Source organism: Serratia sp. K1WW1, assembly GCF_055790865.1.
In genome coordinates this window covers 1,314,339-1,326,775 of sequence record NZ_CM147697.1, presented here as the reverse complement: position 1 = coordinate 1,326,775, position 12,437 = coordinate 1,314,339, and the positions used below count along the sequence as shown (strand labels likewise).

Here is a 12,437-nt window from a genome sequence, read left to right as displayed (position 1 = left end):
TATCCCCTTCGATATCGGCATCAATGTTACATTCAGCTCTTTTTACCCGGCCAAGACTTGGCCGGGTTTTTTATTGGTGTGGTTTAAAAGGTATACCGCAACCCTACGCGGATACGATACTGCTCCTTATTATAATCGTTCCAGCGGTCCAGCCATTGCAGCTCCAGATAGGGCATCCAATGGGTATCGATTTTATAGCTGAACTTATTGGTGATCTCCCAATGGTGACTCTTGCCATTCTTACTGTGGAAATCGTTAACCCGGATAAAGTAATGTGGCTCGAAGGTATAATTTAACTCATCGCTGAGTTTAAAGTTCCAGTAGTTGGCAATTTCATGGGTATCATTACGCGCCGGGTTGCCGTTAAAATCGATGGAATCGTAGTTATTATGGTTATAGCGATAACGTACGGTCAGGTTGAAAAACGGCAGGAATTTATAGTTGTTGTCCAGATAAACGGCACCGCCGGAGCCCGCGCTGCTCGAGTTGACCAACCCGCCGGGAGACACCGTCCATTTATCCGTTGGCCGGAACAAGGGATACCAGCCCTCAAGCTCGTTATAGCTGTGCTTGAGCTGATCAAACTTGCCAATGTTATAGGCGTTGGTGGCCATCACACCGGCTCCGCCATCAAAATTATAGCCGCCGCGCAGGATGATTTCGTTTAATTCCGAGGCGGTATTATAAGCCTCACGAGTTTCCAGATAGGCACGCCCGGCCTGAGCGCTGGTTGAGGCAAACAACGCCGCCACCAGCAGTATCATATTGGTTTTATTGCTGCCAGAACCCCAGAAAGTAGACATGGTTAAGTTTCCTTGTGACATTGTTCCTGATAAAAAGCATGCAGAAATCCCGCCGCCATGCCGTTAGGCATGACAGCTGTGCGTTATTATTGGTAATACCCTGGTTTAGACTTCTTTGATTATTGCCGTATTGATTGCCGGATGAGGCTCGGCCTGTTGGTCGCGGTTTCCTTTTTTGTGATTAATCTCGGTGATGATTTGCATAAATAGCTGCTCATTCAACTTATAGAAAAAACCCATCATGACGGCGGCAACCATCGCCAATACGCAGGGATAAATAAAGATTAACTCGCGCAGGCCTTTCAGCACCGAGGCAGACTGCTCAACATTCGGAATATAGCCGATCTGCGTCAGCATAATGCCCGGTAACAATCCGGCTAGCGCGGCGGAGATCTTGCGTGAAAAGGTATAGCCGGTATACACCGAGCCTTCCGCGCGGATGCCGGTTTTCCATTCGCCGTAATCAACGGTATCGGGCACCAGCGCCCAGTTCAGGCTGTTGACGAAGGCCGTACCGAAGAAGGCCATGCAGGAGAATGCTACGAAAGAGAGCGAGCTGTCGCCCCAGGCGTAGTTACACAGATCGCCCAGGCACCACAGCAACAGGCCACCAAGGTAGACCCGCTTTTTGCCAAAGCGCTTCACCGCCGCTGGCACCATCAGCACACCAATCAAAATGCAGCCCATGCTGAAAAAGCCCATATAGGACAGTAAATGGATATCGTGCAACACGTATTGGGTGTAGTAGACCTGGATCGCCAGCTTGATATTAAACGCCGCCAGCGTACACAGGTTGGCGATGCACAGCACCAGCAACGGCGGGTTTTGGAAAATGGCGCGGAAGGATTTGAAAATGCCAGGTTTATGATGCGCCGGTACCACGTCAACATAGCGCTCTTTGACCCCGGCATGGCACCACCACATGCAAAACACGCCACAGGTCGCAAACACCACCGCGGCAACCAGATAACCTATCTCCGGGCGTGAAGTGAACAGCATCTGGATCGGGACAAAGCCCACGGTGCATAACAGCAGCCCAAGCGTTGCACCGCCCTGCCGCCAAGCGGCCAGTTGAGCGCGCTCCTGCGGGTTTTTGGTGATGGCTGGCACCATCGCCCCATAGGAGCAGTTCATCAGGCTGTAGAACAGACCGAACAGCATAAACAGTACGGTGGCCAGTACGGTTTTGGTATTCAGGCTGAACCCGCTATTGAGGAAATTGGCCACGGCCAGCAAGGCTACCGGCAGCGAGGCATAGAAGATAAACGGCCTGAACTTGCCCTTGGCACCGATATTACGCCGGGAATCCAGCAGCACGCCGGTCAGCATATCGGTGAAGGCGGTGAAGAATTTGGCGATCAAGAAGATCACGCCGCCGTAGATGGCGGGTAACCCCAGAATATCGGTATAGAACTTCAGCAAATACAGGGTACCGATACACAGCATCAGGTTGGAACCGAAGTCCCCCATGCCGTAGGCGAACTTTTCGCGCAGCGGCAACCGCAGCGTAACGGGGTCTTGGTAGGATAAAGAGTTGGCCATCTGACGGGTCCTTATTATTGTCTTACATCCTGCGTTTTTCTGGTTGCAGGGGCGAATACATTCGCCCCGATTAACACCAGGCCGCTTATAGCGCCGGGCTTACCACCCGCTTGCGCTCTTCCAGCTCACCGACGATCTTGAGATAGTTCTTCTCCGTCAGGTGATAGAACAGCCCCATGGTCAATGCGGTCAGCACGGCCAGGCCACAGGGATAGAGGAAGATCAACTGCCGCAAGCCTTCCAGCGTGCCAGGCCCCTGCGCCACGTTGGGAACATAGCCGATATAGGCCAGCATCACGCCAGGGAAGAAACCCGCCAGCCCTTGGGAAACCTTGCGAAAGAAGGTAAAGCCGGTATAAACCGTGCCTTCCGAACGCACGCCGGTTTTCCACTCACCGTATTCCACGGTGTCCGACACCAGCGCCCAGTTGAGGCTGTTAACGAAGGCAGTGCCGAAGAACGCCAGGCAGGAGAACAACACAAACAGTGTGGAGGTATTGCCCCACATATAGTTCATGGCATCGCCCAGGATCCACAGCGACAGGCCGCCCAGATAGACGTTTTTCTTGCCAAAGCGTTTCACCACCGTCGGAACCAGCAGCACCCCGAGCAGGATGCAGCCCATGCTGAAGAAACCCATATAGGACAACAGGGTGATATCGTTGAGGACGTATTGGGTGTAGTAAATCTGGATCGCCAGCTTGATGTTGAAGCCCGCCAGCGTGCACAGGTTGGCCACGCACAGCACGAACAGCGGTTTGTTACCCGCGATGGCCTTGAAGGACTGCAACAGACCCGGCTTGGGTGCGCCCGGTTTCGGGATCTCGACATAACGCTCTTTGACACCGGAATAACACCACCACATGCACAGCATGCCGACGAAAGCGAAGATCGCCGCCGCCACCAGATAACCTACCTGTGGGCGCCCATCAAACAGCGACAGGATCGGCACAAACGCCACGGTACATAGCAACAGACCCACCGTCGCCCCACCCTGCCGCCAGGCAGCCAGTTGCGCACGTTCCTGCGGGTTTTTAGTCATCGCCGGCACCATCGCGCCGTAGGAACAGTTCATCATGCTGAAGAACAGCCCGAACGCCATAAAGATCAGCGTGGCGATCACCGTTTTAATGGTGACATCAAACGAGGCACCCACGCCGATAAAGTTGGCCACCACCAGCAATGCCACCGGCATTGAGGCATAAAGGATAAATGGCCGGAACTTGCCTTTGGGGCCAATATTGCGCCGGGAATCGAGCATCAGCCCGGTGCCCATGTCGGTAAAGGCGGTAAAGAAACGCGAGATCAGAAATATCAGCCCGCCCCACGCGGCGGGGATCCCCAACACGTCGGTATAGAATTTCAGCAGATACAGCGTGCCGACACACAACAGCAGGTTGGAACCAACATCGCCCATGCCATAGGCGAATTTCTCGCGCAGGGGCAATATCAGCTTCACCGGATCCTGGTTAGCTTCACTCATGGTGATTCTCCTTGGAAAACACCTATTCCCAGAGATAGCCGCCCTTGCCGGTTGGGCAACGGGCGGCTGACAGTTGGTGATTACAGCGTACGTAGCGAGGCGAACAACTCCGCCCACTCGCTATCCGCCCGATAGAACACCGGCGGTTGGCCCATTGGTGCTGCTATCGTCACCTCGGCCCCTCCGCTATGCCGCTCACCGGTCCACAGGTTGATCCAGCTATCCTGTGGCAGGTAGAGCGTCCAGTCGGTACGCCCTTCTTCATGCACCGGTGCCACCAGCAGATCGCGGCCAAACAGGTATTGGTATTTCAGGCTGTAAGTGTGGGCATCGTCTTCATAATGCAGGAACAGCGGACGCATCACCGGTAAGCCGGACTGCGCATTGAGCGCCACCGCCTGCTTGATGTACGGCTTGAGGGAGGTGAATACCTGGCTCATGCGGGCAAACTGGCGGATGGTTTCCACGTCATGATCGAACTGCCAGTTATCATCTGGGCGGTTGCCTTCATGGGTACGCATCATCGGCGTGAAAGCGCAGAACTCGCACCAGCGCATCAGCAGTTCTTTGCTGCGTTTCATCTCAAACAGCGTGGTATAACCGCCAATATCGCTGTGGTGCAGACCGTGGCCGGTCATCGCCAACGACAGCGCCGCCGGGATCACCGAAGCCAGGCCGTCGTCCAGGCTCCAGTCCACGTTCTGATCGCCCGCCCACATCATCACCGAATACTTCTGGCTGCCGGTATAGCCCGCGCGCATAAAGAACAGGATCTCGCCCAGCTTGCCGCATTCTTCCAGCGCATCGTAGTTGCACTTGGCCCACAGTGCTGGCCAGGCGTTATGCATGATTTCCGCATCGATGCCGTTATGCAAAACGGTATCGGTCGGCAGATATTCGCCAAAGTCCGCCATCCAGCCGTCGAGGCCAAACTCGATCAGGTTGTTTTTGATGACGTTCTTGTACCAGTCATAGGCTTCAGGCTTGGTAAGATCGACCACGCCAGCATAGAACTCGCCAAACTCGACCTGATAGTCTTTGCCATCGTAATCCTTGGTCAGATAGCCTTTTTCTGCCGCCTCGGCATACAGCTCTTTCTCGATGGCCACGTAAGGGTTGATGTACCCCAGAAAATGTACCCCCTCCTTCTTCCACTGCGGGATGCGCTTATCCAGTTCCGGGTACAGCTCTCTGTCCCAGCGCCAGTTCCACATCAGGCGTTTGCCAAAAGAGGTGATCCGCCGTCCTTCCCAGTCCTGCGCCCAGATCCCGCTGACTTTGACACCGTGCTCGCGCATCACGTCCAGCTTCTGTTGGCAAACTTCGGTGCCGCCCTGAATGCCCAAGATGACGCCGTCATACACCCAGTCCGGCAGTTCTGGCTGGCGGCCAAGCAACGCGGTCAGCTTTTCCAACAGGCTGATGTAGCTGTCGGCGCAGTCAAAGCGCAACACCGCCTGATCCTGCCAGATCGCCAGTTCATGGAACTCTGGGGCAGAAAAATCGAAGTTCATGTAGCAGCTGTTTTCTACGTGGCAGTAATATTTCTGGCTGCTGACAAACGTCGGCTGCGGGAAGAAGGTCCAGTAGTAATCACCACCGGCGTTTTCCTGGCAGTCCGCCTGCCAGGTAACGTAGGTCTGCTTGTTACGGCCAACTCCCTGCTCACTGGTCCATAATGGGAAAGGCTTGCCGCGCAGGTCGAAATAGGAAAACTGTTCGCCGCAGCCATAAACGTGATCTTGCTGCTGAGCAGCCAGGCGCAACCACATGCGGTTGTTCTGCTCGTCGCTGTTGCGCAGCTGCATTTCCAACCGCCCTTGCGCATCGGTAGTGATTGCCAGCGTGCACTGGGCCACATCGCCCCGGCTAAAGCGGATCAGCCAGCCTTTGCCCTGTGGGACGATCTGAGTTTCGGTCAGCGCCAGTTTTTCACTGAGCTGGTCTTTGATGCTGAAGTTGCCGCGGAACATTTCGATATCCGCCTTGCCGCGCCCAATCCACAGGCACGGAGCCGTAGTCGTGTGTTGTATCAGCACACGCTGCTGAAAGGTCAGCGTAAATCCACCTGCGTGTTGCGTAAGTTCCAAGCCTTGCTGAGAAGCCATGATCCATTCTCCAAAAGGTTAAATGCCGTATTGTTCCAAGCGTGGTCGCCCGCTCAGGTCAGTTCAATCACGTCCAAACCAAGCAGACCGGCCACTTTGCGCAGCAGCGGGCGGTGCTCGCCGTAAACCAGCGAGGTATGGTGCTCCATACCCGCCGCAATCAGGCGCTGGCGGTAAGTGTCTGCATCCACATCCAGGCGCGCGGTCCCGGCTGTGCCGGAAAACGCCAGCGGAGCCTTGATCATTTCGCCACCGGCCAGCATCAGGCGCAGCTTGCCCTCGCCCTGTGTGATACGGCATAGCGTGATGCGCCCCGGTTTGAGAGCAAATTCAGACAGCAGAGGAAGCTTGCGGTTGGAATGGATAGTGGCCTGCACCGGGCCATCGCGATCGGCCATTTCTATCGGTGCCTGCCCGCAGTGCCAGAACACCACGCTGTTATCCTGCGGATCGATATCCACCAGGTCGGTATTGAACGCCGCGTTGCCAGAGGCCCACTGCGCCATCAGCGAAGAGAGCACGCCAAACATGTCGGCTTCACAGCCACACGGCACTTTATCTTCGTTCATCAACGCCAATGCCCCGCAGGCAGCGCAGCCGTAATCGGTAAAGAAATCCGGCCAGCAGCGCACGGCAATGCCGGTGTAACCTTCACGCTGCGCTTTTTCACGCAGGGCAGAGTAAACCTTGAGCGTTTTGCGGGTGGCCGTTTGATCCATCTCTGCCAGGTTAGGGAAATCCTTGGCACGGCGGACATAAGGCGCATCGGCCACGCTGTCCGGCAGTGCCTTCACCTCGTCAATAAACTCCAGCACCGGCTGGCGAGTCACCTCAACGCCAAAGTGCTGCGTCAGCTGCTGCTGGTTGTAGTTGCAGGCGTCAAAACCCAGCGGGTGTTCGCCAATCACCATCACCTTGGCCTGTTTGAAGCGCTTAACGATGGCCGCGGCCTGCGCCAGCTGCTGTAATTCGTTAATCACCCGGCTGTCGTCCGGCAGGCCGTGCAGCGTTTGCACGTTGATAGCTTCACGGCTCAGGGCATGGCAAGCCAGATTCACCCCGCAGAAAGAGTTCAGGCGCAGACGGCCACCGGTTCGGGCTTCCGGGAATGACCACATCGCCGTGGGCACCGGGAAATCACGCACCACTTCGGTGGTAAGGGAGGCATCGGTAAAGGTCACTTGCAGGATCAGTAGCAGATCGAGATCGGCCTGTTTGAGTGCGGGCAGTATTTGCAGAGCCGATTCGGCATCAAACTGCAATACCGGTTCCCCCACCAGCTCGATATCCATCCCGCTCAGCGTCTGCCAGGCTTGCGCCAGCATCTCTTGCGCGTAGGGCACGTCGAAGGTCGCACGGCCAAGTGCCAACACGCCCACTTTTGCTTTATTTTTCATCATATTGCTTCCAGTAATCGAATAAATCTATGCCACGGTGCTGAAGCGGTGTTCAGTCTGGCTGTAATAGTTTTCCCCTGGGCGCAGCACCACGTTGCCAAAATGGGCGTGGTGAATGCTGTCTGGGAACGCCTGGGTTTCAAGGCAGATGCCGGAAAACGCCTGATAGCGATGGCCAGCCTTGCCATTCCAGATCTTGTTGGAAAGCTTGAAGGCGTTATAAAACTGCACGCCCGGCAGCGAGGTGTGTACTTCCATCACTCGCCCGGTCTGTGGGCAGATCAAGGTCGCGGCGGGATGTAAAGCACCGTCAGCAGGCTTAAGCACATAGTTCATATCAAAATCCTGTGCCGGGCGGTGCAGCATGGCGTCCCCAAGACGACGGGCGTTGCGGAAATCAAATGCCGTCCCGGCAACGCGGCGGATTTCTCCGGTGGGTAGCATGGTGGTTTCATCTACCGGCGTCATAAAGTCGGCGTCGATCTTGAGCTGCTGATCGTGGATCAGGTGCTGATGCCCGCGCAGGTTGTAATGGCTGTGATTGACCAGGTTGACCAGCGTCGGCTTGTCCGTCTGCGCCTCAAAGCTCAGCGTCATCACGTTATCATCCGTCAGGCCGATGCGGTGGCTAACCTGCAGATTGCCCGGATAACCTTCCTCACCATCGATAGAGGTACGGCTGAAAATAATGCCGTCACCGTCTTCCTGTGCCTGCCAGACATACTTGTCAAAACCCCGACGTCCGCCGTGCAGGTGTTGCCCGGTAGGAAGCTCGTTGGTGGCCAGAATATATTCCTGACCGTCGAGGCTGAAACGTCCACCGGCAATACGGTTGGCGCAACGCCCGGCAATCGCGCCGAAGAACGGATGCCCAGCCTGATAAGCCGCCAAATTGTCGAACCCCATCACGACATCTTCCGCTTGCCCATGGCGATCCGGCACCCAAAGCTGAGTAATGATGCAGCCGTAATCGGTCACACACAGCCGCATCCCGTTGGCATTGGTCAGCGTGAAAAGGGAAACGGCCTGCCCTTGATGTTCGCCAAAATGCTGGCGTTGAATGGTTGTCATAATCTGTGCCCTATGGTGAGCGCGGCAGCTTGCCGCGCAACGGATGCTTAAAACCGAGCGGCTTTACCCTGGCTGCCAAACAGCCTGATTTTTTCGGCGACCTTGGCCTGCATCACATCACGGCCATGCCCGAGCGACACCGCCAAGACAAACTCGTGCGGATCCTTGTCTAGCACTTCAGCCATGCCCTGGGTGAAGGCCTGCCGCAGTTCGGTGTCCACGTTCACCTTGGCGACGCCCAGTGAAACCGCCTTGCGGATCTGATCGTCCGGTACGCCAGAGCCGCCGTGCAGCACAATCGGCTTTTTGACGATCTCGCGGATCTCTTGCAGGCGTTCGAACGCCAGCTTGGGCTCCTGCTTGTACAGGCCGTGAGCGGTGCCGATGGACACCGCCAGATAATCCACCGTGGTCGATTGAGCAAACTGCAGCGCTTCGTCACTGCTGGTGATCAGGGCGTCTTTTTCGTCGACCGAAATATCATCCTCAGTGCCGCCGATCTTGCCGATCTCACCTTCGACCCCAATGTTCAGCGCGTGGGCCACGTCCGCCACAGCACGGGTGATCCGCACGTTTTCGTCAAATGACAGGTGAGAGCCGTCAAACATCACCGACTGGAACCCGGCCTGCACCGCATGCATGGTCTGTTCGAAGCTGCGGCTGTGATCCAGGTGGATGCACACCGGCACCGTGATATCGTGCATAAACGCATCGATCATCGCCTTCATGGGCTCCAGACCCATCACGCTAATCACTTTCTGCCCCACCTGGATCATGATCGGGGCCTGCTCCTGTTCGGCTGCCAGCAAAATGGCGCGAATGGTTTCGGCGTTGTGTGCGCTGAACGCGCCGATGGCATAGCCGTTTTCCCATGCATGTTGGATCATGGTGTTACCAGATAAATAAGGCATTTCTTCTCCCCTCTGCGCGCTGCATAGCAACCGCAATTACGTTAAGTGTTACGCGTGATCCGCTCTGCCCGAAGCAGCCCGAACCTGTTCCAAAATGGCACTCCAATCCTGACGCCCACGCCCGCTGGCCCGCGCCTGGCTGTAAACCTCGCGTGAGGCTGCGCCCATCGGCATGGCAACGTGCAACTGATTGGCCACATCCAGCGCTATGCCCAGATCCTTGTGCGCCAGATCGATCATGAACGCCGGGCTGAGATCGCCCTTCAGCACCTTGTTTGGCCAGGTGGTGGTGAAATGCCCCTTGCCTGCCGGTGTGCCGCTCATGACTTGCAGCGCAACGTCAAACGACAGCCCTAACGCCTCGCACAGCACCGCAGCTTCGGCAGACAGCGCGTTGAGCGCGATGCTCATGTAGTTGTTGATCAGCTTCACGCGGATCCCCATGCCCGGACCACCGGCGTTGATCAGCTCCGAGCCCATCGCCATCAGCACGGGCGTCGCACGCTCCACCTGCTCGGCGGTGCCACCTGCCAGGATCAGCAACGTGCCAGCCTGAGCATGGTCTGAAGTCCGACCGACCGGGGCATCCATCAGGCTAAAGCCCCGAGCCTGCATCTGGGCAATCAGCCGATCCGTTTGCAGTGGGTGGATGGTGGACATGTCCATCACCAATGCCGCAGGCGATAAGGTGCAGCACACCCCCTCGGCACCAAACAGCACCTCATGCACCAGTTCACCGTTAGGCAACATGGTGATGACGAACTCCGCGTCCTGTGTCGCCTGCGCCGGGCTGGCTGCCGCTTTGGCCCCCTGAGCAACCAAGGTGCTGACCGCCGCCGGGCTGATATCAAAAACGTTCAGCCGGTGCCCCTGCTTGATCAGGTTGCTGGCCATCGGCGCGCCCATTTGCCCTAGCCCGATAAATGCGATCTGTGCCATGGTTCTCTCCTGTTGGTTACTAGTGTCATCTCTGTGTCATCTCTCCGGCCACAAATCAGACCGTTTTTGTCTGTTTTTGATCGTATTTGTAATTTATGGTCAAAAAATTGACAGCCGTCACTCTTTTAACATTTGAGTGAATTAAAATGGTGGCAGCGTGATCGGTAGCCACTTTTTGCTGAAAACCGTTCGCTTACACAGTTCAACATCCAGGGATCCAGACCATGACTCGAATCGCATGCGTAGGCATTGCAGTGCAAGACCGCCTGTATTACGTAGAGAAACTGCCTGAAGGCGGGGGGAAATATGTAGCCAACGACTACCGCGAAATTGGCGGAGGCCCGGCGGCAACGGCTGCGGTGGCTGCAGCCAGATTGGGCGCAGAGGTAGATTTCATTGGCCGGGTCGGGGACGATGCTACCGGGCAAACCCTGTTGGCCGAGCTGGGCAGCTATGGCGTCAATGTCAGACATGCCCGCCGTTGCCCACAGGCGCGCTCATCACAATCGGCTGTGCTGGTGGATGCCCAGGGAGAACGCATGATCATCAACCATCCCAGCCCAGATTTACCCGAGGATGCCGAATGGCTGCATGACATCGACTTTAGCCGGTACGATGTGGTGTTGGCGGACGTGCGTTGGCATCAGGGCGCGCTGACTGCCTTCACCTTGGCCCGGCGCGCGGGTGTCACTACCCTGCTGGACGCCGATGTCACACCACAAGATATCCGCCCGCTGGTTGCTTTGGCCGACCATGCCGCCTTCTCCGAACCGGGCTTGCTGCGGATGACGGGAAAAACGGATATTGAGCCGGGATTGCGTACGGCAAAAAATGACAGAAACGGACAAGTTTATGTCACTCAGGGTAAACATGGCTGTTTCTGGCTGGAAAACGCTCAACTGAAACATCAGCCAGGCTTTCCGGTTGAAGTAGTGGATACCACGGGCGCCGGAGACGTTTTCCACGGTGCGCTGGCGGTAGCCCTGGGTTCACAACCCGATATAGCTAAGGCGGTGCGTTACGCCAATGCAGTTGCCGCATTGAAGTGTACTCGTCCTGGCGGGCGCGCGGGCATCCCCAATTGTGATCAAACTGACTCTTTCCTGGCCAGTTTTGTATAATATGGTTGGCCGATGACAATATTAAGGGAGTGGAGCATGAGTCTGACTGAACTTACCGGCAACCCACGCCACGATCAGCTGATCCAGCTGATCGCCAAGCGCGGCTATATGAACATCGACGAGCTGGCGCAATTGCTGGAAGTGTCAACGCAGACGGTCAGGCGCGATATCCGCAAACTGAGCGAGCAGGGGCTGATTAGCCGCCATCATGGGGGAGCAGGTCGTGCCTCCAGCGTGGTCAACACGGCCTTTGAGCAACGGGAACTCTCTTACACGCAAGAGAAGATAGCCATTGCGGAAGCCATTGCCGATTATATTCCCGATCGTTCCACCATTTTTATCACCATCGGCACCACCGTTGAGCATGTTGCCCGGGCGCTGATGAACCACAGCCACCTGCGCATCATTACCAACAGCCTGCGGGTGGCACATATCTTGTATAAAAACACCGAGTTCGAAGTGATGGTGCCGGGCGGTACGCTGCGCCCCAATAACGGCGGTATCATCGGCCCCAGCGCCGTAAGCTTTGTGGAAGGCTTTCGCGCCGACTACCTGATCACCAGCGTAGGGGCAATCGAAGCCAACGGCGATCTGTTGGAATTTGACGTGAATGAGTCCAGCGTGGTGAAAGCGATGATGGCGCACTCCCGTCATATTCTGCTGGCTGCGGACCACACCAAGTTCCATGCTTCGGCGGCAGTAGAAATCGGCAATACCCGACAGGCGACCGCGTTATTTACCGACCTCTCTCCCCCCTCTGCAATGGGATCGGTGTTACAGCAGCAGCAAGTGGAACTGGTCGTTATTCCCACCAGCAGCGAAGAACCCACGCTCTGATCCACGGTGGTAAACCCGCTGATTTTCCTGCCGTTCGTCAATGCACGCAGAACTTTACCATGCGTGCATTAATTACCCGTTTGACGCTGCCAATATTCCCTTCAAATAGCTGCCGTAGTCACCAATATATCTGGCCATTTTCTATTGCTCATTATGGTTAAATAACCGCGTAAAAATCGGGTAATTATGCCCAATCATCAAACCGGATATCACTAGAAAAATCTC

The 12,437-nt window shown here is 56.1% G+C and carries 10 protein-coding genes; 2 read left to right on the top strand and 8 right to left on the bottom strand.

The window, feature by feature from the left end; translation table 11 throughout:
- Positions 1-83 precede the first annotated feature (83 nt).
- The 8 genes from ompL to yihU all read right to left on the bottom strand — a co-directional run bounded on the left by ompL (position 84) and on the right by yihU (position 10,254).
- The gene (ompL, locus tag ACX9GU_RS05885) at positions 84-764 is read right to left on the bottom strand and encodes a porin OmpL (RefSeq protein ID WP_473195120.1); all 681 of its coding nucleotides are present in this window, start codon (positions 762-764) and stop codon (positions 84-86) included.
- 144 nt (positions 765-908) lie between these two features.
- Complete coding sequence (locus ACX9GU_RS05880) at positions 909-2,345, bottom strand: MFS transporter (protein WP_473194126.1); 1,437 nt, start codon at positions 2,343-2,345, stop codon at positions 909-911.
- 85 nt (positions 2,346-2,430) lie between these two features.
- Entirely contained in the window at positions 2,431-3,828 is a 1,398-nt protein-coding gene (locus ACX9GU_RS05875; RefSeq protein WP_473194125.1) for an MFS transporter, read from the bottom strand.
- An 80-nt stretch (positions 3,829-3,908) separates the two neighbouring features.
- A complete protein-coding gene (locus tag ACX9GU_RS05870) occupies positions 3,909-5,936 on the bottom strand; it encodes an alpha-glucosidase (RefSeq protein WP_473194124.1) in 2,028 nt (675 codons plus the stop codon).
- Positions 5,937-5,989: 53 nt separating this feature from the next.
- A complete protein-coding gene (locus tag ACX9GU_RS05865) occupies positions 5,990-7,336 on the bottom strand; it encodes an L-fucose/L-arabinose isomerase family protein (protein WP_473194123.1) in 1,347 nt (448 codons plus the stop codon).
- A 24-nt stretch (positions 7,337-7,360) separates the two neighbouring features.
- Complete coding sequence (locus ACX9GU_RS05860) at positions 7,361-8,404, bottom strand: aldose epimerase family protein (RefSeq protein WP_473194122.1); 1,044 nt, start codon at positions 8,402-8,404, stop codon at positions 7,361-7,363.
- Between the two features lie 47 nt (positions 8,405-8,451).
- On the bottom strand, positions 8,452-9,315 hold the full coding sequence (locus tag ACX9GU_RS05855) for a class II fructose-bisphosphate aldolase (RefSeq protein ID WP_473194121.1): 864 nt from the start codon (positions 9,313-9,315) through the stop codon (positions 8,452-8,454).
- A 48-nt stretch (positions 9,316-9,363) separates the two neighbouring features.
- Positions 9,364-10,254, bottom strand: a complete 891-nt coding sequence (yihU, locus tag ACX9GU_RS05850) for a sulfolactaldehyde 3-reductase (protein WP_473194120.1) — start codon at positions 10,252-10,254, stop codon at positions 9,364-9,366.
- Positions 10,255-10,478: 224 nt separating this feature from the next.
- On the opposite strand from yihU, the gene ACX9GU_RS05845 reads away from it, so the two are divergent.
- A complete protein-coding gene (locus ACX9GU_RS05845) occupies positions 10,479-11,375 on the top strand; it encodes a sugar kinase (protein ID WP_473194119.1) in 897 nt (298 codons plus the stop codon).
- 36 nt (positions 11,376-11,411) lie between these two features.
- Positions 11,412-12,212, top strand: a complete 801-nt coding sequence (locus ACX9GU_RS05840; protein WP_221035245.1) for a DeoR/GlpR family DNA-binding transcription regulator — start codon at positions 11,412-11,414, stop codon at positions 12,210-12,212.
- Positions 12,213-12,437 lie beyond the last annotated feature (225 nt).